The 24,577-nt window shown below is 42.4% G+C and carries 20 protein-coding genes; 5 read left to right on the top strand and 15 right to left on the bottom strand.

The window, feature by feature from the left end:
- Positions 1–18: 18 nt before the first annotated feature.
- Positions 19–2,067 (bottom strand): bifunctional tRNA (5-methylaminomethyl-2-thiouridine)(34)-methyltransferase MnmD/FAD-dependent 5-carboxymethylaminomethyl-2-thiouridine(34) oxidoreductase MnmC, encoded by a 2,049-nt coding sequence (mnmC, locus tag AOG26_RS07230; protein ID WP_054561839.1) that lies wholly within the window; start codon positions 2,065–2,067, stop codon positions 19–21.
- A gap of 179 nt (positions 2,068–2,246) precedes the next feature.
- Here mnmC and fabB point away from each other — a divergent pair, with 179 nt between their 5' ends.
- The 4 genes from fabB to AOG26_RS07210 all read left to right on the top strand — a co-directional run bounded on the left by fabB (position 2,247) and on the right by AOG26_RS07210 (position 10,794).
- Positions 2,247–3,461 carry a beta-ketoacyl-ACP synthase I gene (fabB, locus tag AOG26_RS07225; protein ID WP_054561838.1) on the top strand — a complete coding sequence of 405 codons (1,215 nt, stop codon included), beginning with the start codon at positions 2,247–2,249 and terminating at the stop codon, positions 3,459–3,461.
- 132 nt (positions 3,462–3,593) lie between these two features.
- Positions 3,594–4,715, top strand: a complete 1,122-nt coding sequence (locus tag AOG26_RS07220; protein ID WP_054561837.1) for a 4-phosphoerythronate dehydrogenase — start codon at positions 3,594–3,596, stop codon at positions 4,713–4,715.
- Between the two features lie 32 nt (positions 4,716–4,747).
- Positions 4,748–5,764, top strand: coding sequence for an aspartate-semialdehyde dehydrogenase (locus tag AOG26_RS07215; RefSeq protein ID WP_054551679.1), 1,017 nt, complete (start codon positions 4,748–4,750; stop codon positions 5,762–5,764).
- Between the two features lie 320 nt (positions 5,765–6,084).
- Complete coding sequence (locus tag AOG26_RS07210) at positions 6,085–10,794, top strand: FimV/HubP family polar landmark protein (protein ID WP_054561836.1); 4,710 nt, start codon at positions 6,085–6,087, stop codon at positions 10,792–10,794.
- Positions 10,795–10,855: 61 nt separating this feature from the next.
- On the opposite strand, the gene AOG26_RS07205 is transcribed toward AOG26_RS07210, so the two are convergent.
- Positions 10,856–12,481 carry a M28 family metallopeptidase gene (locus AOG26_RS07205; protein ID WP_054561835.1) on the bottom strand — a complete coding sequence of 542 codons (1,626 nt, stop codon included), beginning with the start codon at positions 12,479–12,481 and terminating at the stop codon, positions 10,856–10,858.
- Positions 12,482–12,608: 127 nt separating this feature from the next.
- Positions 12,609–13,628: an MBL fold metallo-hydrolase gene (locus AOG26_RS07200; RefSeq protein ID WP_235575468.1), complete on the bottom strand. Its 1,020-nt coding sequence runs from the start codon at positions 13,626–13,628 to the stop codon at positions 12,609–12,611.
- A gap of 175 nt (positions 13,629–13,803) precedes the next feature.
- On the opposite strand from AOG26_RS07200, the gene AOG26_RS07195 reads away from it, so the two are divergent.
- Entirely contained in the window at positions 13,804–14,397 is a 594-nt protein-coding gene (locus tag AOG26_RS07195) for a TetR/AcrR family transcriptional regulator (protein WP_054561833.1), read from the top strand.
- Positions 14,398–14,456: 59 nt separating this feature from the next.
- On the opposite strand, the gene lipA is transcribed toward AOG26_RS07195, so the two are convergent.
- From lipA to AOG26_RS07135, 12 genes are all read right to left on the bottom strand, one after another.
- Positions 14,457–15,422, bottom strand: coding sequence for a lipoyl synthase (lipA, locus tag AOG26_RS07190; protein WP_054551675.1), 966 nt, complete (start codon positions 15,420–15,422; stop codon positions 14,457–14,459).
- A complete protein-coding gene (gene lipB, locus AOG26_RS07185; RefSeq protein WP_082389180.1) occupies positions 15,419–16,072 on the bottom strand; it encodes a lipoyl(octanoyl) transferase LipB in 654 nt (217 codons plus the stop codon). Before lipB ends, lipA begins: the two co-directional genes overlap by 4 nt.
- 19 nt (positions 16,073–16,091) lie before the next feature.
- A complete protein-coding gene (gene ybeD, locus AOG26_RS07180) occupies positions 16,092–16,370 on the bottom strand; it encodes a DUF493 family protein YbeD (RefSeq protein WP_054551674.1) in 279 nt (92 codons plus the stop codon).
- 183 nt (positions 16,371–16,553) lie between these two features.
- Positions 16,554–17,714 (bottom strand): serine hydrolase, encoded by a 1,161-nt coding sequence (locus AOG26_RS07175; RefSeq protein ID WP_054551673.1) that lies wholly within the window; start codon positions 17,712–17,714, stop codon positions 16,554–16,556.
- Positions 17,715–17,768: 54 nt separating this feature from the next.
- A complete protein-coding gene (locus tag AOG26_RS07170; RefSeq protein WP_054561832.1) occupies positions 17,769–18,536 on the bottom strand; it encodes a septal ring lytic transglycosylase RlpA family protein in 768 nt (255 codons plus the stop codon).
- Positions 18,536–19,642, bottom strand: coding sequence for a rod shape-determining protein RodA (rodA, locus tag AOG26_RS07165; protein WP_054561831.1), 1,107 nt, complete (start codon positions 19,640–19,642; stop codon positions 18,536–18,538). The genes AOG26_RS07170 and rodA overlap by 1 nt, the downstream gene beginning before the upstream one ends.
- Positions 19,639–21,519 carry a penicillin-binding protein 2 gene (gene mrdA / locus AOG26_RS07160; protein WP_054561830.1) on the bottom strand — a complete coding sequence of 627 codons (1,881 nt, stop codon included), beginning with the start codon at positions 21,517–21,519 and terminating at the stop codon, positions 19,639–19,641. Before mrdA ends, rodA begins: the two co-directional genes overlap by 4 nt.
- A gap of 8 nt (positions 21,520–21,527) precedes the next feature.
- The gene (gene rlmH, locus AOG26_RS07155; protein ID WP_036967350.1) at positions 21,528–21,998 is read right to left on the bottom strand and encodes a 23S rRNA (pseudouridine(1915)-N(3))-methyltransferase RlmH; all 471 of its coding nucleotides are present in this window, start codon (positions 21,996–21,998) and stop codon (positions 21,528–21,530) included.
- A 27-nt stretch (positions 21,999–22,025) separates the two neighbouring features.
- Positions 22,026–22,343, bottom strand: a complete 318-nt coding sequence (rsfS, locus tag AOG26_RS07150) for a ribosome silencing factor (RefSeq protein WP_054561829.1) — start codon at positions 22,341–22,343, stop codon at positions 22,026–22,028.
- Between the two features lie 56 nt (positions 22,344–22,399).
- A complete protein-coding gene (gene nadD, locus AOG26_RS07145) occupies positions 22,400–23,035 on the bottom strand; it encodes a nicotinate-nucleotide adenylyltransferase (RefSeq protein ID WP_054561828.1) in 636 nt (211 codons plus the stop codon).
- 12 nt (positions 23,036–23,047) lie between these two features.
- Complete coding sequence (gene holA / locus AOG26_RS07140) at positions 23,048–24,088, bottom strand: DNA polymerase III subunit delta (protein ID WP_054561827.1); 1,041 nt, start codon at positions 24,086–24,088, stop codon at positions 23,048–23,050.
- Positions 24,088–24,576, bottom strand: a complete 489-nt coding sequence (locus AOG26_RS07135; RefSeq protein WP_054561826.1) for an LPS-assembly lipoprotein LptE — start codon at positions 24,574–24,576, stop codon at positions 24,088–24,090. Before AOG26_RS07135 ends, holA begins: the two co-directional genes overlap by 1 nt.
- Position 24,577 lies beyond the last annotated feature (1 nt).

The following is a 24,577-nucleotide window of genomic DNA, read 5'->3' as shown; positions in this document are numbered from 1 at the left end:
AGGGGCTTTTTAGCCCCTTTAAATTTTATTACGAATTAGGTCACGAACAATAAAGCGGGCGGGGTGAATAGCCTGACTCACACGTTCGCTAAATGGTCTTGGTTCATTGTTTAAACAAGCAATTAAATTTTCAGCACAAAGGGGGGCACTGCACAGGCCTCTTGCACCAAAGCCTGTGAGTACATGCAAGCCTTGCTGAGGTTTCGTTAACGTTTGGTACTGATAACGCTTACCTAATCTTAAATTAGCAAACGCACTTACATAATCACTTTGTTCAGCCCATTCACCAGCCATAGGTAAATGGTCAATGAAGGTACACCTTACAGCTGCTTTCGCTGCAGTTATCTCACCTAAGGTCGTTGCAAACTCGCAGTTGGGGTAAAAGTTTAATAGTTGTTCGCGATTGGTGTGGTTGTCTTGCTCTTTAACTTCACGGCTTTTTGAGTTTTTTTCAAAAGTCGCGCCCATGCAATGATGGCCCTGATATTCAGGAGTAAAATAGCCCTTATGGCAAAGCACGGTCTTTAGGCGTTTTGACTGCTCGCTTGCTTGCACATGCGAGACTTGGCCGCGCACACCAACAATAGGTAGCGCTTGAGTTTGGCTAAACTGGTCACTGTGTTCACCTGCACAATTAATCACATCACTAAATGGCCCGAAAGTTTGCTCTTTGCTGTGTAGTAACCAGCCATCAGCGGTTTTCTCGAGCTTTTCAATATGGCAATTAAAGTGACTGTCCATTTTATTATTGGTAGTTGCACTTAACGAATTTGCCGCATTAAATAATGCTGTAACCAGTGCTGGTGGATTTACCCAGCCACCTTTTGCAAAGAATACACCTGAGTAACCAGTATCCACACCGGCAATTTCGTCACCTTCTTCGGCGCTTACATTACGCATTAATTCTGCTGGCCAAAGTGCTTTATCGGCAAGGTTTTGATGTTTATCAGCTAGGCCTTGTTTAACCGCGTGCTGTAATACACCACACCACTGGTGAGGGTAGTCAAAACCATCATCAAGTAATTGTTGGTATAGACGCATCGCATATAAAAAACTATGGGCGAACATTTCACTGTGTGGTGAATTTTTCGCTTGTAAATGCGGATACACAGCCCCTTGTACATTGTGAGAAGCGCCCATGGCAAGCGCTTCGTCTTGGCAAAAAAGCGTGGCTTTTAGGCCTCTTTTTACCAGTGAATACAGTACACTGCTACTGGCAATACCACCGCCAATAACAGCAACATTACTCAGTTCACTTTGCTGATGAGCAAAATAGGCAGGTCCTGACTGTTGCTCATTAGGCTCAGAGAGCTCGCCAATCAGCATTTCGCGCTTTTTACCATAGCCTTTTGCTTTACTCATGCTAAAGCCAGCTTCGATGAGTCCTCTTCTGACAAAGCCTGCGGCAGTGAAAGTGGCGAGTGTGGCATTTGCTCTTGAGATAGCACACATTTTGTTGAACAAACTCTGTTGCCACATATCTGGGTTTTTGCTCGGAGCAAAGCCATCTAAATACCACGCATCGACAACTCCTTCACTTGGGTAGCTCATGGCATCAATACTGTTTTGTACGTCACCAAAATAAAGGTCGAGTATTAGTTTGCCGCCTGCAAATTCAAGGCGATGACAGCCGGCCAAATTAATTGGGTATTGAGTAATTAGTTGCTCACTATACTTGCTTAAACTAGGCCAGGCTTTGAGAGCTTGAGCAAGGTCATCACGCTTAACAGGAAATTTTTCAAAAGAGATAAAGTGCAAGCGGGTCACGCTTTTTTTACCACTATGGTCGGGTTGATTTTGAACTTCTTGCTCTGCATGCTGCCTATCAAGGTGAGCAGCAAAGTGCTGCCATGTATTTAAAAAGTTAAGCCCGGTACCAAAGCCTGTTTCAGCAATTGCAAAGTGGTCACGGTCATGATTTTGTAATCGTTGCGGGATATGGTTTTGTTGATAAAACACATAATGTGATTCGGCTAAGCCATCGTCATTAGAGAAATAAACATCGTCAAACTGATCGGCGACAGGGGTACCAAGGTGATTAAAATGAATATGTGCGTTTTTGATCATGGTTTAACTAATTAACTACAAACTTTTTTCATTATTTTACGTGTTTTCTTTGAAATAGTCTGGCGTTATTTATAAGCTAGACATTCAGAGTACATGTGTACGCTAGAAAGCTGACCACTTCGAAAGTAATTTCAGCGTAAAATAGAACACAATTTAGTATAGAGCTAAGGTAATTACCCATGAGAAGAGCCGTTATTACGGGCATCGGTGTTGTTTCAAGCATCGGTAACAACAAAGAAGAAGTATTAGAATCATTAAAACAAGGCCGTAGTGGTATCGCGTTCAACCAAGAGTTTGCTGACTACAACCTACGTAGTAACGTATCTGGCAAAATCGATATTGATGTTAAAGAGTTTGTTGATCGTAAAGCAATGCGCTTTATGGGCGATGCTGCTGCATACGCTTATATCTCAATGTCACAAGCGATTGCAGATGCAGGCCTTAGTGAAGATCAAGTTTCAAACGAGCGCACTGGTTTATTAGTGGGTTCAGGTGGTGGTTCATCTAAATGGCAAGTTGAAGCGGCTGACATTTTACGTGAAAAAGGCGTAAAACGTGTTGGTCCTTACATGGTACCACGTACTATGGCTAGTACGACTTCGGCGTGTCTTGCAACACCATTTAAAATTAAAGGTGTTAACTACTCATTAAGCTCTGCATGTGCGACATCTGCACACTGTATCGGTCATGCGGTTGAGCAAATTCAATTAGGCAAGCAAGACGTAATCTTTGCAGGTGGTGGTGAAGAGCTTCACTGGACGCTAGCAATGGAATTCGATGCAATGGGTGCATTGTCTACTAAGTACAATGAAACACCAGAGAAAGCATCACGTACATACGATGCAAACCGTGACGGTTTCGTTATCTCTGGCGGTGGCGGTATCGTTGTTGTTGAAGAACTTGAGCATGCACTGGCTCGTGGCGCGCACATTTATGCAGAAATCACTGGTTACGGTGCAACGTCTGACGGCTACGACATGGTAGCTCCATCAGGTGAAGGCGCTGTACGTTGTATGAAGCAAGCAATGCAAGATCTTGAAGGCGGCATTGATTACTTAAATACTCACGGTACTTCAACACCTGTTGGTGATGTGAAAGAGCTTGGCGCTATTCAAGAAGTATTTGGTGGTAACTCGCCAATGATCAGTGCAACCAAAGCGATGACAGGTCACGCTCTAGGTGCGGCAGGCGTTCATGAAGCAATCTTCTCGCTATTAATGCTTGAGCATAACTTTGTTGCTCCATCTATCAACATTGATGAACTAGATGAGCAAGCTGAAGGTCTAAATATTGTAACTGAGCGTAAAGACGTTGAACTAAATACAGTTATGTCTAACAGCTTCGGTTTCGGTGGCACTAACGCCACATTAGTAATGAGCAAATATAAAGGTTAAACCTCTCCAGTATTTGCTTAAAGCCGAGCAATAGCTCGGCTTTTTCATTTGTTATAAAGTCTTAGTTGTTACCTATCCGAATACTGATAAATTCGCTACAATAGCGCCACTTTCTGCCTCTCGGACACACAAATGAAAATTCTTGCAGATCAAAATATGCCATTGGTTGAGCAGTACTTTGCCGATTTTGGTGATGTTGAGCGATTTGATGGCCGTAATCTTCAACCCGAGCAGCTAGTCGGGGTTGATATCTTGTTAACCCGCTCTGTTACCAATGTAGATAAAGCCTTACTCACTCAAGCAGATAAATTAAAATTTGTGGGCACAGCAACCATAGGTGTTGATCACATTGATACCGAGTTACTTGCTGAGCGAAATATCGCATTTAGCAGCGCACCAGGTTGTAATGCCGTGGCGGTTGCTGAATATGTTATTAGCTGCTTGTATGCCTTGAGCCAAGAAAATGCCAGTTCATTACAAGGTAAAACCATCGGCATAGTGGGTGTTGGCAGTATAGGTAGCTGTTTACGTGATAAGCTTAGCCTGCTTGGTATGAATGTATTGTTATGTGATCCACCAAAATATGAAGCCGGTGAGCTTACAGAGCATATTGAGTTAGACACATTACTAGCCCAAGCCGATATTGTGACTTTTCACGTGCCATTAGTTAAGCAAGGACCACATAAAACCTTTCACATGCTAGACGAAATACGCTTAAAAGCACTTAAGCCGGGTATGACAATTATCAATGCAAGCCGTGGTGATGTGATTGATAACCAAGCATTGCTAGCATTGTTTGAGCAAGGCACAAAATTAGATTGTGTGCTTGATGTTTGGGAAAACGAACCTAATATACTGACACCTCTGCTTGATTATGTACGTTATGCCAGTGTGCATATTGCAGGGCATACACTTGAAGGCAAAGCCCGCGGTACACAAATGCTGTATCAGCAAGTATGTGAGCTTGAAGGCATCGCAGCGCTTAAGTCTCTGGACGATTTTTTGCCAGAACCAATTAGCCACTCTGTCACGCTAGGTGAAACCTTCAACCTAGATGATATAGGTCGCTTAGTGCACTTAATTTATGATGTGCGTCGCGACGATGGCATTTTACGAAGTAAATTAGCAAGCGAAGGCTTTGATAGTTTACGCAAGAATTACCCGCCACGACGCGAATTTAGTACTTTGTCGGTGGCTGCCAACAGTGCATGTGAAGGCGCATTAGCTGCACTGGGATTTAGAATTAACGAATAAAGCCATTTGCTTTATTCAAAAGAGGAAAACACATGTCGCAAAAATTTAATGTAGCCGTATTAGGTGCCACAGGTTTAGTGGGTCGTCAGATTATCGAAACTTTAGAAGATCGTAAGTTTCCGGTAGACCAATTATTTTTACTCGCAAGCAGCCGTAGTGCTGGAGAAGAAATTCAATTTCGCGGTGAGAGCATTGAAGTAATCGATGTTGAAGAGTTTGATTTTAGCCAAGCTCACATTGGTTTATTTTCAGCAGGCGGCAGTGTCTCTGAAAAATACGCACCGATTGCGGCGGACGCAGGCTGTGTGGTAATTGATAATACCTCACACTTTCGTAATGACTACGATGTGCCACTAATTATTCCTGAAGTGAATGCATCAAGCTTAGCGGATTTCAGAAACCGCAACATCATTGCAAACCCTAATTGCTCAACGATTCAAATGCTGGTGGCACTAAAGCCAATTTATGATGCTTATGGCATTGACCGCATTAACGTATCAACTTATCAAGCTGTATCGGGTGCGGGTAAAGAAGCCGTTGATGAACTAGCTAAGCAAACAGCAAACTTAATGAATGCGCGTCCGATGGATAATGCCGTTTTCCCTAAACAAATTGCTTTTAACGTGATCCCACAAATCGACAGCTTTGAAGATAACGGTTATACCCGCGAAGAAATGAAAATGGTCAACGAAACACAAAAAATCTTAGGTGATAATAGTGTCGTGGTTAACCCTACTTGTGTTCGTGTTCCCGTGTTCTTTGGTCACAGTGAAGCGATTAATATTGAAACGCGTATGCCAGTAGATATCGAACATGTGAAGCAGCTATTAAACGATGCACCTGGTGTAGAGTTTATTGAAGACTTAGCCGATTATCCAACTGCAGTATCAGACGCAAGTGGTAACGATACTGTATACGTAGGTCGTTTACGTGCTGATATTTCGCACCCACATGGCTTAAACATGTGGGTTGTTAGCGATAACACGCGCAAAGGTGCGGCAACAAATAGTGTGCAGATTGCTGAAGAGCTTATCGCAAATTATTTATAAATCTGATGATTTAGGCTGAGCTAAATTTAAGAAAAGCGGCAATTTGCCGCTTTTTTTGTGAATTCACTGCCAAATTATTGCCGCATACGCTGTAAAAGCGTATAAACTTAACGATAACAATAAAAAAGCCTCTCAGCCGCTATTATTTAAGCTATTTACTATCAAGGTGTTGCAATAGATATTGCAAGGCAACTAAGTTATAGTTTGCAGCTGGAATAGAGCTTGCAAGAAAACATAATTAAGAATCAATTCTGCAAGAATTACTTGATGTTTAAGCAACCAAGGTTGCTGCGTTAACATTTAAAACATAAAGGATCAGCATGCGCGGTTTAGCAACACTCTTCATATTAGCGTCTGCATTGGTGGTAACACCGACATACTCTGATGAAGGCACCACACTTAAAGGCCCTAAAGGTGTCGATTACGGTGCGCAGGGGCGATCTATTGGTCCAATTAAACCGACCGATACATTATGGCGTATTGCCGCTAAAATTCGCCCTGACAACTCTGTAAGCATTTATCAGGTCATGCAAGCTCTGTATGACAAAAACCCATCGTCATTTTTAGATCAAAACCTAAATCATATGCGTGATGGCGCATACCTAAAAATTCCAACCATTGCAGAAATGCGTGCGGTCAACCCGACATTAGCAAAAGCGCGTTCTGAACAAGATGATGAGCTGTGGGAAAAAAAGAAAAATGGTACGCTGACTACAGCTGAAATTAATGAATCGCAAAAGAAAGTAACTCAAGCCCGTAAAGTTGATGTAGACGAAGCAAAACAAGAACTTAAGCAAGAAATCAACACCATTAAAACAGAGCAGGGCACGCAGCTAGTAGAGTTACAAAAGCAGTTTAAATCGTCGGTTGAAAATGTTGAAGAAATCCTAGCTGAGAACAACAAGCTCAAAAAACAACTGAGCGGTATTTCTAAAGAGCTTGAAACCGTTCGTGATCAACTTGGCCAAGACAGTGAAATTCAAAAGCAGCTGAAAGAACTGATCACTAAACAAAATGAAATCATAGAGCAGCAAAAAGCAAAAAAGATTGAAGAGGACAGTGGGTTTAGTTTTTCGAGTTTACTGAGCAACCCATTTGTTCTCGGTGCATTAATGTTTATTCCTGCTTTACTGATCATTGCAGCGGTTGTGATGTTTTTGAAAAAACGCAACAGCACCAATGATGATACAGATGCAAGCGATGACGATGAATTTTTACCTCAAAGCCCAAGTTATAATGCTGATGATGATTTAGAACCAATTATAGAAACTGATCCGCTAGTGCCAGATCCGGTTGAAGACAATGATGACTTGAGTGTGCGGTTAGATGACGACTTAGACCAAGACATGCTACCAGATGATGACATCATTTTTGACGACAGCATTGATGATAGTTTTGATGAAGACGACAGTGTTTTAAATCAAGATGAGCTAGAAGGTTTATTAAGTGATGATATCGAGTTTAATGATGAGTCTTCAAGTAGTGCTGACGATGATGATTTAGATGCATTTTTACAGCAAGATTTCGATCAAACCGATGACGATAGTTTAGGTGATGAAATTGACCTAGATAGCGAACAGCCTCCAGCAGATTCATCGGGTGATATTTTAAGTGCTGATGACATTGATGACCTATTTGATACAGATGAAGATGACTCATTAGATAACGCTAATGATGAAATGGCAGCGCTTAGTGAAGAGCTTGCAGAAGATGACGCTGAAGATGATTTTGACATTGATAGCTTAATTGATGAGCAAAACAACACGGATTCTAATCAAGATGTAAACCTAGACGATATTGATGACTTACTCGATGAAAATAATGATGCCTCAACAACTAATGTTGAAGCAGAACTCATCGATGAAGATGATTTCGATATCGACAGCTTAATTGATGAAGCGCAAACAGACGAGCCAGCAGCTGAAGCTAACGATGCATTAGAAAGCGATGATCTTGATGATGCGCTGGATGTTGATGACATTGACTCGCTGTTAGATGAAGCTCAAGAAGAAGCGCCAGCCGAAGAACCAAGCGCGGATGAGCTCATCGATGAAGATGATTTCGATATCGACAGCTTAATTGATGATGCACAAACAGAAGAGCCAGTAGCTGAAGCTAACGATGCATTAGAAAACGATGATCTTGATGATGCGCTGGATGTTGATGACATTGATTCATTATTGGATGAAGTTCAAGAAGAACCTGCAGAAGAACCTAGCGCAGACGATTTAATCGACGAAGACGAGCTCGGTGATGAACTTGATGCTGATGACATTGACTCGTTATTAGATGAGGCACAAGCAGAACAAGAGCCTCAACCGGAACTTGTTGAAGAGCTTGCAGAAGAACCTAGCGCAGACGATTTAATCGATGAAGATGAGCTTGATGATGATTTAGATGTCGATGACATTGATTCATTATTAGATGAGGCACAAGCAGAGCAAGAGCCTGAAGCGGAGCTTGTTGAGGAGCAGCCTGAAGATCTTGTTGAAGAAACTAGTGCAGACGATTTAATCGACGAAGACGAACTTGATGATGCCCTAGATGTCGATGACATCGACTCATTATTAGATGAAGCTCAAGAAGAGCCTGAATCTGAAGAGCTGGTTGAAGACTCAATTGAAGAACCTAGTGCAGACGATTTAATCGACGAAGATGAGCTTGATGATGCCCTCGATGTTGATGACATTGATTCATTATTAGATGAAGCTCAAACAGAGCAAGAACCTGCAGCGGAACTTGTTGAGGAGCAGCCTGAAGAGCTCGTAGAAGAACCTAGTGCAGACGATTTATTCGACGAAGATGAGCTTGATGATGCCCTAGATGTTGATGACATTGATTCATTACTAGATGAAGCTCAAACAGAGCAAGAGCCTGAAGCGGAGCTTGTAGAGGAGCTTGTAGAGGAGCAGCCTGAAGAGCTTATAGAAGAACCTAGTACAGACGATTTAATCGACGAAGACGAGCTTGATGACGAACTAGATGTTGATGATATTGATTCATTGCTAGATGAGGCACAATTAGAGCAAGAGCCTGAAGAGCTTGTAGAAGAACCAAGTGCAGACGATTTAATCGATGAAGATGAGCTTGATGATGCCCTAGATGTCGATGACATCGACTCACTATTAGATGAAGCTCAAGAAGAGCCTGAATCTGAAGAGCTGGTTGAAGAGTCAATCGAAGAACCTAGTGCAGACGATTTAATTGACGAAGATGAGCTTGATGATGATTTAGATGTCGATGACATCGACTCATTATTGGATGAAGCGCAGGAAGAGCCAGAACAAGAACCAGTTGAAGAGCTTACCGAAGAGCCTATTACGGATGATTTAAGCGATGAGTTTGATACTGATGAAATAGACTCACTACTTCATGAGGTTGATGCAGAGTCAGAAGAACCTGAGTTAACAGATGAAAGTAGCTCAGATATTGATGACAATGCTGAGCAAGACGACGAGCTCGATGTAGCAGATATTGACTCATTACTTGATGAAGACGCTAGTGATGAGCAGGACTCTGACGTTAATGATGAGCTCGAAGAGCTTATTCAGCAAACAAATGAGCTGAAGCAAGACACTGAAGCCCAGATCTCAGATTTAAGTCATGAACAGAGTGACAGTGCAGAGCATGATGAGAATCTACAAGAATCGCTAGAAGATTTAGCCGATGCTGATCAAGCGGTTGATGACATGAATGTTGAATCGATTGCATCAGAGTTGGTTGATGATACAGATGAAGTTGATATCGATGAAGCGCTCAATCAAGAGTTTAATGAAGATAGCGATGAGCTATTAGATGAAGATGATAGCCTTGACGAGTTTGCTGATCCGTCACTGAAAAGTGTTGATGAGTTATTAAATGAAATTGGTGAAGAAGATGACTATGTCGAAGCACCAGACTGGTCAATAGATGAACCAGAGCAAGACATAGAAGAAGTTGAAATTGATTTAGGCGATGATCCGCTAGCAGATGAAGACCTAACTGATGAATTTGATTTAACCGCCGACGAAGAGCCATTACAGCAAGATACGGTGACTCCTAGCCAAGAGTTGGAAGAGTATCCAGAGCTTGAGTTAGATGAAGCTGGTTTTGAATTGGATGAGTCTGATGAAGGCACTTCTAGTGAGTTAGATGAAGATGCACCATTACAGTTAAGTCAGGCAGAGCAAGACCTTGCTAATTCATTAGCAACGGGTAATGAGCTTGATCAGCTAGACGATGATTTTGATGATGAGATCTTGCTTGATAATGAATTTACAGAAGATGATATTCTTGATCCTGATGACGACTTATCGGATCAATCACAAAGTGAAGGCACAACAGAGTTAACGAGCGAAGCGCCAATTGACGATGAGGTGGCTGATAGCCAAGACGAATTAGAAGAGTTCCCTGAATTCGAATTGGACGATATTGAACTTGATGATGCCGTAGAAGCAGAGCAAACATTAGCTGATATCGAGTCCAATTTAGCTGACGAGGCTGATTTAAGTGAGCTGTCAGACGATGAAATCGATGATGATTTTATGGCTGACCTTACTCAAACAGACTTTGATGCGCTGTTAAATGAATTAGCAGAGCCAGATGAAGCTGATATTGCTGATGCCAGTGAGTTCGACGTTGATTTTAATGCACTATTAAATGAAGACTTACAGGGTGAAAGCGAACAGCCAGTTGAACCTGAAGTACAGGCATTAGATTCCGAGGGGCAACATACTACTTCAACGGATGAGTTTGTAGATATCGATTCATTACTTGAACAAAGTGACGATGAAGCACTCGACCACGAACCTTATGATGAGGTTGATATGGATGTAGGACTGAGTGATTTTAATGACTTACTAGCGGGTGATAACCCAACTGATGTTGATGCCGAAAGTGGTGGTTACTCAGCAAAACTGGACTTAGCTCGGGCATATATCGAAATAGACGACTTTGACTCAGCGTTGCAAGCCATTGAAGATGTTATTGCCAATGGCCCAGAGGAAGTGCAAGAAGAAGCACAATCACTTAAGGCTAAAATTAATGAGTAATAAGTAAAACTGACAATAAAAAACCGAGCAACTAGCTCGGTTTTTTATATCTAGGCGAAGGTTATTGCTTGTCTTGTAAGCGACGAGCTTTGAAATCAGACTCGGCTTTCCACTTAGGCCAATCGCCGTTATCAGCAAGTTTGGCGGCAATATCAACAATCAGTTCAATATCTTGCTCAACACCGCCCATAGACCAATCTGCTGAATAGTCGTCAGCTTCTTTATGATATTTGTGCGCGATGTAATCAGGATCTGTATCACCTAAACTCATAAATAGTAAGCTAGGAACGCCTTGTTTAGCTAGAGAGAAGTGATCAGAGCGGAAGAACAAACCATTTTGAGGACGCGGGTCCATTTTTACATGACGACCTTGTGCTTTCGCTGCATCTGCAAGGTAGTCTTCCATTTCAGACATGCCTTTACCGTATTGTAATATGTAGTCAACGCCGTCTAGCACGTTCATACCATCAATATTAAGCAGCGCGACCATTTGCTTGGTTGGTACAATCTCGCCAGTTGCGAATTGCTCTGAGCCAATAAGCCCTGTTTCTTCAGCGGTAAAGTTGGCAAAGATAATAGAGCGTTTAAATGGTTTCTTTTTATGCATTTCAGTAAGAATACGGGCTATTTCTACCGTTGCTGCGCTACCTGATGCGTTATCAACAGCACCATTGTAGATTTTCACGCCGTCATCTGTTTGCTTAGTACCAAAGTGGTCCCAGTGTGCACCAATTACAATGTACTCATTAGGGGTTTCACTACCTTTAAGGGTTGCAACAACATTATGCGATTGCGCTTGAGAGATATCACTTTTCAGTGTTAGGGCTGCTTTCGCTTTTAAGTCGACAGGTTTAAAGTCTGCTTTTAGTGCGTTGGCTTTTTCAGTTTGATAATCAAGGCCTGCTTGAGCAAAAATTTCATTTGCCGCTTGTTCATCAATCCAACCCATTACAGGGATGTCAGAAGCATTTTTATCTTGGTCGATTAAGGTATATTTACTACCCGTGTTCGAGCTTTCTACAACGCCCCAAGGGTATGCGGCAGGAGCCGTTTCGTGAACGATAAATACTGCTTTTGCACCTTGGCGAGCACCTTCTTCATATTTGTAAGTCCAACGACCGTAGTAGGTCATAGCATTACCGGTGAAAAGTGCGTCATCTTGGGTGGCAAAACCAGGATCATTAACAAGCACGATAATTGTTTTGTCTTTTACATCAATATCTGCAAAGTCATCCCAATTATATTCAGGTGCATTAATACCATAGCCAACAAAAACAACATCAGAGCCATCAATGTTGATTTCAGGGTTAATTTGTTGGGTACGGGCGGTAAAATCACTGCCAGCATTAAAGCTCAAATCACCCACTTGTAAGGTCATGTTTTGATCTGGAGTGAGTTTTGCCATAGTAACTGGTTGTAAAAACTCGCCATTAAAACTACCGCTTAAGCCGAGTTTTTTATATTCATCGGCTAAATAGTTAATAGTGAGCGTTTCGCCTTCAGTTAAAGGGCCACGGCCTAAAAATTCATCAGAGGCGAGGGTTTTAATATGTGAGCGTACATTGGCAATGTTTACGGCTTCATTGCTTTCAGCGTTTGGTTTATCAGTGCTTGTTGTTGGTTGCTCAGAGCAGCCGAATAAACCAATTGCAAGTGCCAAGCTTGCATACTTAAGGTGAGTTGTCATAGTTTTTCTGGTTGATTGTACAGGGTTTCACTATATGGGACGCGAAGGGGGGCTGTCCAGAAAGAGTCTACAAATAACTAATTATTCAGGATGAAAGGATAATAATGCACCTTTCATCCTGCCAATTTTACCACCACGTTTTATCAATCGCCGTATCTTGAATTTTAAATACCTCTCCAACTAGCGGAGTACTCAGTGATACTTGCTCTTGTCCTGCTTTTTTAGCGACACGTTTAAGTGGGTCATACCAAGCATGAAAGGCCAGATCGAATGTACCATTATGCACTGGCACCATCACATCACCTTGTAAGTCGAGGTGAGCTTGCACTGATTGTTCTGGTGTCATGTGAATGTCAGCCCAATCTTTGTCGTAAGCACCGGTTTCAATAAAAGTGATATCAAACGGCCCATAGCGATTACCAATCTCTTTAAAGCCAGCAAAATAGCCAGAGTCACCGCTAAAATAAAAGCGCTTGTCATTTACTTTAATAGCCCAAGAGCCCCAAAGAGTTTTATTGCCGTCTGTTAAGCCTCGGCCAGAAAAGTGCTGGGTTGGTGTAAATACAATTTGGCTATTTGCCATATTTTGCTCTTGCCACCAATCAAAGCTATGGACTTTTTGTTTATCAACGCCCCATTTTTTCAGGTCGTTTTCGACTCCTAATGGCACATAAAAAGAATCTGTTTTATCAACAAGCTGTTTAATTGCTGCTTTATCTAAGTGATCATAATGGTTGTGCGAAATAAACACTTTAGCAATGTTTGGTAGCTCTGCAATGCTGATAGGTGTTGGCTGAAAGCGCTTTGGCCCTATGAATGAAAAAGGCGAAGCGCGCTCTGAAAATACCGGATCAAATAGCCAGTATTCGTCATACACTTTCGCTAAAATAGAGGAGTGACCTAATTTCACAAAATGCACTGTGTCATTAGATAAACGCTCAAGCTGTGCATGAGAAACACAGTGCATAGGCAGTTCACCTTTTGGCTCTGCATCAATTTTCTTTTCTGTAATAAAGCGTTTGAAGATACCTAGCGTTTTCTTAAAGCTGGGTCTTTCTACCTCAGCAGTATTGTGGAACTTGCCATCAGATAATTGCGCAGAGTGGCTGTTATCACTCACGCCTTCAGCGGCTAATTGGTTATTCATAATAAACACTCCTATCACGATGCAGAGAGTGGCGATTGCGAGCCATTTTAGAAATTTCATATCGTCACCATAGGTAAACTACACGGTGTAGTTTTTCATGGTTTGCTATAAAAGTAAACTATCTAGTGCATTTTTTATTTTTGCGTTACACTAGTAACCCTTATCGGAGGGGTCCATGAAATTATCACAGAGAAAACGATTAGATATTTTGAATGCAGCTGAGACATTGTTTTTTCAGCAAGGTGTTGAGCATACCAGTATGGATCAGGTTGCAAGCTTAGCGGGTGCCTCAAAGCGTACCGTATATAATCACTTTGAAAATAAAGATGTGTTGTTTCAAGCCATTCTAGTGTTTATGTTTGAAAAAGTCCGCCAAGAGCAAGCGGTTGTATTTGATGCTGCTGTGCCAATTGCACAGCAGTTAACACGCATTGCTGAACAAGAAGTGGCACTTTTGACCTCTGAAGAGTTTTTAAAAGTAGCGAAAGTCGCTTTCATGCAGATGTTACAGCAGCCTGATTTAGCAAAATCATTAGCCAGTAATAACATGGGCTGTATGCAAGATCTGGTGGCGTTTTTAGAAGCGGGTGTGAAAGCACAGGTTTTAACGATTGATGATGTTGAGTTTGCAGCAAAACAGTTTGTGTATCAGTTAAAGTCTCTGATCTTTTATCCGTTGCTGTATGGCTTTGAGCGCCAAGAAGGCGACTCCGATAACAAAGTAATAAGCGAAACTGTAAAAATGTTCTTAGCGCGTTATGGGCGCTGATATTTTGGAATATAAAAAAGCCCGCTTAATGCGAGCTTTTTAAATATCTGCAAGAAGGTTTACTTCACCTCTTTACCAGCTGCTTGTTGGTCAGCATGGTAGCTTGAGCGAACAAATGGACCACAGGCCGCATGTGTAAAGCCAATTTCGTCTGCATAATCTTTTAAAGCATCAAACTCTGCTGGCGGCACATAGCGTTTGACCGGTAAGTGGTGCTTAGAAGGTTGTAGGTATTGACCTACTGTTAGCATATCAACGTTATGCTCGCGTAAGTCACGTAACACTTCTTCGATTTCGCTAATTTCTTCACCTAAACCTACCATCAAACCAGACTTAGTTTTCACATCTGGATGTGCTTCTTTGAAGCGGCGTAACAACTCAAGTGACCATTTATAGTCAGCACCTGGACGCGCTAATTTGTATAAACGCGGTGCTGTTTCTAAATTGTGGTTAAATACATCTGGCGGCGTCTCGATTAAGATATCAAGGGCTCTGTCCATACGACCACGGAAATCAGGTACTAGAATTTCAATCGTGATTTCTGGGTTGTGCTTACGAATTTCACGAATACAGTCAGCAAAGTGCTGTGCACCACCATCACGTAAATCATCACGGTCTACTGACGTGATTACAACATAGCTTAGCTTCATGTCTTTAATAGTCAGCGCTAGCTTTTCTGGCTCAGCTGCGTCTGGCTTTAATGGACGGCCATGGGCAACATCACAGAACGGACAACGACGAGTACAAATAGCACCTAAGATCATGAAAGTCGCAGTACCATGGTTGAAGCATTCAGATAGGTTAGGGCACGAAGCCTCTTCACACACTGAGTGTAAACCATGTTTACGCATCGCTTGTTTAATACCATCAATACGTTCAGTTGATTTTGGTAAGCGAATTTTAAGCCACTCTGGCTTACGCAACATTTCGTTTTTTTCAGTCGGTAAAACTTTAACTGGGATCAGTGCCATTTTTTCTGCATCACGCAGTTTTACGCCTGGTTCCATTTTGACTGGTTTATTCATTCGTTTTCAAACCCTTCAGTGTGCTTAACCACAGTAGCATTAAGCTTTTTAATCATGTGTTTTACAAGCCCTGCACCTGCTTGCTCGAGGTTTTGCGGACCGTTAAGATCGGTTGTTTGCACCATGTTCATGCCAGCATAGCCGCATGGATTAATACGTAAGAATGGACTTAGATCCATACTTACATTTAGTGCTAAACCGTGGAAAGAGCAACCGCGGCGAACGCGAAGGCCTAATGAGGCAACTTTGCTGTCGTTAACGTAAACACCGGGTGCATCCGCTTTCGCGTAGGCATCAATGTCGTAGTCTTTTAACGTATCAATAATGCACTCTTCAAGCCAGGTTACTAGCTCCCTTACACCAATGTTTAAACGACGTAAGTTGAATAGCACATACATCATTTGTTGGCCTGGTCCGTGATAGGTAACTTGACCACCACGATCCACTTGGATCACTTCGATATCACCGGTATTTAATAAGTGCTCAGCTTTGCCTGCTTGGCCTTGCGTAAATACTGGCTCGTGCTCTACAAGCCAAATTTCATCTGCTGTGTGTTCATCACGGGTGTCGGTAAAAGATTGCATTTTTTGCCAAATTGGCATGTAACGCTGACGACCTAATTGACGAACGATTAATTCTCTTTCGCTCACGAGTTACTCCGTAATCGGCCTATAGCATGTGACGTACGTCATCGATGTTGCTGATCACGTTATAAATTTCTTCGATGTGCTCTTTACTTGTAACGGTTGCTACAAGCGTTACAGATTCGTAATTACCTTTGCTGCTTGGTTTTACCTTTGGCGCATAATCGCCAGGTGCAATTGGTTGCAGCTTTTCTAGGATCTGATCTGTTAGATTTACGTTAGCTAAGCCCATGATTTTAAATGTGAATGGGCAAGGGAAATCTAAATACTCATCAAACTTAGTATTTTTTACAGGTTGAACCACGACGGTGACTCCTCAAACAGTGAGTGTGCTTAATAGAGGTGTTCTCTGCCATTTCTTGGCGTTAAGCAAACTTAGATTACGACGCACTCGACCCAGCGCGACTGATATGGGGCGCATTCTATCATTTTTCAGACAAAAAAAAACGCCTTGCGGTGCAAGGCGTTTATAAACTTTATGACCAGATTACTGAATTTGTAAACGTAGGTAATCGTAGATCTTGCTAAAGAAGCTGCCTTCTTCCACTTCTTCTAGTGTAACTAGTGGATATTGTGCAATTTCTTCACCTTCAAGCTGTAAGAATAGCGTGCCTACTTTAGTACCTTTAGCAAGCGGCGCTTCTAATGTTTTATCAAGCTCGAAGTTCGCTTTTAAGTTTTTACGCTGACCACGTGGAATAGTAATAGGTGTATCTTCTAAGATACCTAACGATACGTTTTCTTTGTTACCCATCCAAATACGTTGCTCAGCAAAGCTGTCGCCTGCTTTATATGGGGTGATTGTTTCGAAAAAGCGGAAACCGTAGTTCAATAGTTTTTTGCTTTCAACTTTACGAGCACGTTCGCTTTCTGTGCCCATTACTACCGCGATTAAACGCATGTCATCTTTAGTTGCAGAAGTTACTAAGCTATAACCCGCTTCTGATGTATGGCCAGTTTTAATACCGTCAACGTTCATGCTTTCATCCCATAACAATGAGTTACGGTTGTATTGCTTGATGCCGTTAAAAGTGAATGATTTTTTCGCGTATACTTCGTACTCATCAGGTACATCGCGAATAAGTGCAGCACCTAAGGTTGCCATATCACGTGGTGTCGTGAAGTGTTCGTTAGTATCTAAACCATGGCTATTTACGAAGTGGCTGTTAGTCATGCCAAGCTTTTCAGCGTGGGCATTCATTAAATCAGCAAATGCGCTTTCACTACCAGCAATGTGTTCTGCCATTGCTACACAGGCATCGTTACCCGATTGAATAATGATACCGTGGTTTAAGTCATCAACGCTGATCTGCTTACCGACTTCGATAAACATTTTTGATGATTCAGGGAAATTTTTTGCCCAGGCTTTTTCACTGACTGTAACCATATCAGTTGGTGCAATATTACCTGCTTTGATTTCAGTACCAATTACATAACTGGTCATCATTTTGGTTAAACTAGCCGGTGCTAATTTTGTATCTGCTTCGCCTTCGGCAATCACTTTACCTGTGGTGAAATCAACCAAGAAATAACCTTTCGCATTAACTTGAGGTGGGGCAGGGATAATTTGGGCTGTTGCAGAAAATACGCTAGCAGTGCAAACAAGGCCACAAACGCCACTTAAGATTTTATATTTTATAGATTTCATCGTACTCATTAATGGTTAAAGTTAAACATGTTGCGTTGACCTATTCTAAAGGTCTTACTCACTGTAAAGCAAGAACGCGTTCTGAAATTGGTTTTGTTTTAGCTTTTCTAAAACTGCTTGTGCTTCTGCGGCATCTTTTATTGGACCAAGACGTAATCGATAGATTCCATCTTTTTCAACAATGTTTGTTGGCACATGATATTGCTGACGAAGTTGAAACGCGAGCGCTTCAACATTAGCAAGAGTACTTCCCGCTGCAACCTGAATGTAGCTTAAACGAGGGGCAGAATTGGCAAGGGTAACAGCCTCAACCTTAACACGGGCTGTACCTTGTCGGTAATAACCTAATTTATAGGCCGCAGAATAAGATAAATCGATAATTCGGTCATCATGAAATGGGCCACGGTCGTTTACACGAACAATTACTGATTTTCCGTTATCTAAATTTGTTACTCTGGCAAAGCTCGGTAGCGGCAGTGTTTTATGAGCTGCTGTCATCGCAAACATATCGTACACTTCGCCGTTTGAGGTGTGATAATTGTGAAACTTTCGACCATACCACGAAGCAATCCCTTCTTCTGCATAGCCTGTTTCATCTAACATCGGCGTGTAGCGTTTACCACGGACTTCGTAAGGGCGACTAGCGCTTGCGCTTTTAACAACCGGGGTGACTATGGCATCTTGCATTTCAAGTTCGGTTGGTTTTCGAAGCGGGGCTGCATCATGCTCCATAGCATAACGGCCTTGCTGAGATGAAGAGCTACATGCTGCTAGCAGCACAGAAAATAACGCTATAAGTAAGTAATTGACTCGCTGTGTCATTATTTTAAAAGCATCCTTTTATCGGTGGCGATAGACATGATAATGCCAAATCCGGCCATCAAGGTCACCATTGAGGTGCCACCATAGCTTATTAGTGGTAACGGAACACCTACTACAGGCAGTAAGCCCGAAACCATGCCAATATTTACAAATACATAAACGAAGAAGGTCAGTGTTAATGCGCCGGCAAGCAGTTTACCAAACGCATCTTGTGCGTTTACCGCAATATATAAGCCACGACCAATAATAAACAAGTACATACAAAGTAATAAACAAACCCCAAACAGGCCAAACTCTTCGCTCAGTACAGAAAAGATAAAATCGGTATGACGCTCAGGTAAAAACTCCAATTGTGATTGGGTGCCTTGCAGCCAGCCTTTACCCTCAATGCCACCAGAACCTATCGCAATTTTCGATTGAATAATGTGGTAACCCGAGCCAAGCGGATCGCTTTCAGGATCTAAAAAGGTCAGTACCCGTTGTTTTTGATAATCAAGCATCACGTAATGCCAAAACGGCCATGCTGCCAAACCAACAGCAGCAGATAAAAAGCCAATAAGACGCCAACTTAGTCCAGATAAAAACAATACAAATATCCCTGAGCTGGCAATCAAAATAGAGGTGCCTAAGTCGGGTTGCTCTTTAATTAAAATGGTTGGCACCATTACAATCGCAAAGCCAATAATTAAATGGATGATTCTTGGCGGTAAATGGTTACGCCCGATATACCATGCAACCATCATTGGCACGGCAATTTTCATTAACTCTGACGGCTGGAAACGGGTCACACCTAAGTCAAGCCAGCGCTGTGCACCTTTTGAACTAACCCCAAATAACAACACCCCAACCAGCATCAAAAGCCCCACGCAGTAGAGCGGAATGACCATACTTTTTAATGTGTTAGGCGAAAACTGCGCGAGTATAAACATACCTAAGATAGCGCCAAACATACGTGTTGCGTGGCGTATCATCATCGCTGAGTCTTGGCCGCTGGCACTGTATACAATGGCAAGGCTGGCTACCATCATCGTCATCAGAGCTAGAAGCAACGGTAAGTCTAGGTGTAGGCGCTGCCAAATTGAGCGTTTTTTATTTAATGGGATCATGGCGCGTCACTTTGGGCTATTTGAATCGGATTCGCTGAGAAGTAGTAATCCATTAATTGACGCGCAATAGGCGCACCAACCGTACTACCACCACCGGTGTTTTCAACCACCACAGAGACCACAATTTGTGGGTCGTTATAGGGTGCAAAACCAACGTAGATAGCGTTATCACGTTGGCGCTCTTTAAGTGACTTAGCATCATACCGCTCACCTTGAGCAATACTCACAACCTGAGCAGTACCCGTTTTACCTGCTGGGTCGTAATTCGCCCCTTTAAATGCTTTATGTGCAGTACCTGTGACTTTATGTACGGTGTTGTGCATCGCATCTAGCGCAATTTGCCAATGATGAGGATTTTTTAATACTACAGGTGGCTTTTCATCATTATTGATTTGCGTTACTTCGTTTTCTTTTTTAGCGACTTGTACAAGGTGCGGAGGATGATCGAGCCCGCGGTTCACTAATATGTTGGTAGCATTAGCTATTTGCATTGGTGTTGCGGTCCAATAACCTTGCCCGATACCCACTGAAATGGTGTCGCCGCGCCACCATGACTCTCTAAAGCGGGCTTCTTTCCACTCTCGCGATGGCATAATGGCAGATGTTTCTTCGTGAATATCGATTCCAGAGAGCTCGCCAAAGCCAAACTGCGTCATAAAGTCACTGATTTTGGTGATCCCTAAACGGTAAGCAACATCGTAAAAATAGGTATCGCATGATTCTTCAATAGCACGATAAACATCAACATGACCATGGCCCCAACGTTTCCAGTCACGCCATTTGTGCTCCACATTAGGAATTTGGAAAAAGCCCGGATCCCAAATTTGTGTTTGCTCTGTTACCAGTCCTTCTTCAAGGGCAAGAATTGACATATGAGGTTTAACTGTAGAGGCAGGTGCATAACGCCCTTGCGTGGTACGGTTAATTAGCGGTCGGTCTGGGTTTAACAACTTTTTGTAATCTGTGCTGCTGATACCATGAACAAATAAATTCGGGTCATAACTTGGGTTAGAGTAGAGTGCTAAAACGCCGCCATCTTTAGCATCAAGCACTACAATGGCACCACGCATATCTTTTAAGGCATGTTGAGCAATTTGTTGCAGGCCAATATCCAAAGTAAGTACTAAGTCGTGACCTGGCTCAGGTGGCGTGAGGCTTAAAGTACGGATAACTCGGCCACGGTTATTCACTTCAACGCGCTGCGAACCAACCACACCATGAAGAAGTTCTTCGTAATACTTTTCGATACCCAGCTTACCAATGTCGTGCGTTGCACGGTAGTTGGTTGCTTGGTCTTCTGCTTCAAGTTTGGTGAGTTCTTTTTTGTTAAGTTTGGCAACATAACCTAAGGCATGGGTAAGGGTATCACCATAAGGGTAATAGCGAGCCAAACGTGCTTCGATACTAAAGCCTGGAAACTTATGCTGATTAACCGAGAACTTTGCAACTTCGGTTTCGTCTAAACGGGCTTTTAATACTTGGCTTTTAAAGCGGCGATTGTGCTTAATGTCATCTAGAAAGTCAGCTTTTTGTTGCTCAGTTATTTCGATAACTTTTTCAACTTCGCTCAGTGCCTCTTCAAGGTTATCAACTTCCTCGGGTATGACTTCTAAATTATAAACTGGCTTGTTTTCAGCCAGTAATACGCCATTTCTGTCGTAAATAAGCCCACGGTTAGGGGCAATTGGAATAACTTTGATGCGGTTATCGTTCGAACGTGTCTGGTAGTCTTGATGTTCGATAACTTGGATGTTGTATAGGTTAGATAACAACACACCAATTAACAGTGTAACAAACACAAAACCCACAAATGCTCGGCGAGCAAATAAGTTTGCCTCAGCCGAGTGGTCTCGAATCGTGGGTCTGTGTTTTCGCATTGGCTTTACTACTCGCGATGATAAGGGTGGTTGTTATTCAAGCTCCAGCCTCGGTATAGGCTTTCTGCAACAATAATGCGCACTAGAGGGTGCGGTAGTGTCAGGTTTGATAATGACCACTTTTGCTCAGACGCTGCAATACACTCAGGTGCTAAACCTTCTGGTCCGCCGATCAATAAGCTGACATCGCGACCATCAAGCTGCCATTTTTCCATACTTTTTGCCAACTGATGGGTATCCATTGGCTTACCGGTGACCTCTAGCGTCACAATGCGGTTGCCTTTAGGGATAGCAGCAAGGGTCTTTTCGCCTTCAAGTTGTAAAATACGTTTGATATCCGCATTTTTACCACGTTTACCTGCGGGGATTTCAATTAGCTCAAGGGGCATATCACGTGGGAAGCGACGTTGATATTCTGTGAATCCGGTTTCAACCCATGCTGGCATTTTGGTGCCAACAGCAATCAATTGTATTTTCAAAATGGTTACCTATGTCCTTGCTAAGGGTTAGCCCCAAAGTTTCTCTAGATCATAGAAGTCGCGAGATTGGTCTTGCATTACATGCACTACCACATCACCTAGGTCTACCAGCACCCATTCGCCTTCGTTTTGGCCTTCGTATCCGAGAGGCTCTTCACCTGCATGGCGTGCTTCTTTAGCAACGTGATCAGCAATCGATTGTACATGGCGTTTAGAGTTACCTGAGCACACTAACATGTAATCAGTAATGTCAGACTTACCACGAACATCAAGCTGTACCACATCACGGGCTTTCATATCGTCGACTTTATCAAGGGCAAATGCGAGTAGTTGTTTAGAATCCAAAGTGTTTTCTCAAAAATAAATAATCTTAATTTGTTATTTTATCACGCAGGCAGTATTTATTCATCTGTTTGGTAAAGATGATGCTGCGCAATGTATTGACTTACATTGGTAGGTAAAAGTTCCGCTATATCATTATTTAAATGCAGCTTTTTTCTGATTTCGCTTGAGGCGGCATTAACTTGTAAGCCATTTAAAAAGAATAACTTACCTGCAGGGGCTTGTTGTAGCTGGCTAAGTTGCTCTGTTACGGCATTCTCTTTATAAGCTGCAAGTTCACCAGATACTTGGCAGTGCTGCCCCGGGCGCTGGTACACGACGATATGACAAAGTTTGACAATCTCTTGCCATTTAAACCATTTATCTAGGCTATTGAATGAGTCCATGCCGATTAAAAACATAATCGGCGCTGCTGGGTTTTCTGCACGAAGCTCTTCTAAACTCAACAAAGAATAAGACGCACCTTCTCGGTTTAGTTCGCGGTAATCGATAGCAAAATGCGGATTGTCGGCAATCGCAAGTTTTAGCATATTAATGCGATGCTCATCACTAATTCCTGGCTTGGCTTTATGGGCAGGAATAGCGCAAGGCATGAAGTAAAGGATATCGAGTTGGCACTGCTGAACACACTGCTGGGCCATATTAATATGACCTAAGTGAATTGGATCAAAGGTGCCACCAAAAATAGCAATCATGAATTGTTACTCTTAGTCAAAGACCGGGTGGCAAGGTAAAGGTATCGCCACTGGTTGGCAAAACACTAAGCATATTTGCATTAATGCTTGGTAGGGGGCTACAAGGTTGCCTTGTTTATATGCGGCATCAAACAGAGCTAATTGTTTGGTAATTTGTTCGAGTACTTGGATGTTTAAGCGGTTTAAAGCCTGTTGCACAACAGCTTGTTGGTTTTTCCAAATATTATACTTTTTGTATAAATCAGCCATATTGGCACCATTCAAGCGCCCGTGTTGCATAGCCAGTAAGTTAGCTGCTTCTTTATTGATGGCCCAAAAAATACTCATGGCTTCAGTGTTATCGGCAGCCAGCTTAGTCATTACTTTAACCGCTTGTTCGGCGTGGCCATTTAATAAAGCATCACTCAAATCAAAAATATCAAACTTTGACTGATTTAGTAGCCCTTGCATCACAGCTTGTTGGTCAATTAGCTCACTACCATAAAGCAAAGATAGCTTTTCTAACTCTTGATGACAGGCAAGTAAATTTCCTTCAGTGGCATCAATTAAGCTTTGTTTCGCGTTGTTATGAAGGTTTAAGTTTAAACGATAGCACTGTTCATCTAACCAGCGGCTCAGGTGATTACCTGTTAATGGGTAACAAGGAACAAATAAGCCTTGCTTATCGAGGGCTTTAAACCAAGCACTGCGCTGAATATCTTGGCTGGCTTTGGCACCTTTTAAAACCAAAATAGTATCGGGATTAGCAAGCTCAACAAGCTGCTTAAAGATTTGACTGCCTTGCGTACCTGGTTTTTGCTCGTTTAAATCGAACTCAATTAAGGTACGAGCGCTGAACAGTGACATACTTTGGTATTGAGCAACAATTTCTTGCCAATCAAAACCCGGCATTAAGGTAAATTTAATGACTTCGTCAAAGCCTTGCTGTTTAGCTGCTTGACGAATTTGCAAGATGCACTGAGCAATTTGATAAGGCTCTTCACCAAACACCATGTAAAAAGGCGCGAGGCCTTTTTTTAACTGGCTAGGAAGCTGGTTTGCATAACAACGCATTACAGTTGTGATAACTCACGAACAATACGACGACTCGCTTGCTTACGAATTTCGCCTAATAGCAAATCAAGCTCTTTAGCTTTTGCAAGGGCATTGTCTGGGTCGTCTTGGTAGTTACGATACAATTCAAAGCTTTGATTAATCGCTTTTTGTCCAGGGCGCTTGAGGGTATAGCTTACGCTATAGGCAAGTTCATATTCAGCAACCTGACCATTATCAAATAATGACAAGATTTGACGCTCTAAGCGGTCTTTGTGAATCTTTAACTCAGGGTGTTTACCAACTTGGTTAAGCTCAACTTTACTCGCAATCAGTTCTTTTTCGACTAATTCGAATAAGGCTGACTTTTCATCATCACCAACAAGGGTGAGTACTTTCAAGTCGTCAGGCAAGTTAGAGGCTTTCTTTAAGTGAAAGCCACAACTTGTCAGCAGTAAACAGACTAGCGCAAGGGCTAGTCCGTTTTTCAGTGCTTGAAGCGCTGCCATC

This window comes from Pseudoalteromonas sp. UCD-33C (assembly GCF_001306895.1).
Lineage (GTDB): Bacteria > Pseudomonadota > Gammaproteobacteria > Enterobacterales > Alteromonadaceae > Pseudoalteromonas.
The sequence above is the reverse complement of the archived record's forward strand: the minus strand, read 5'-3'. Positions and strand labels throughout refer to the sequence as shown.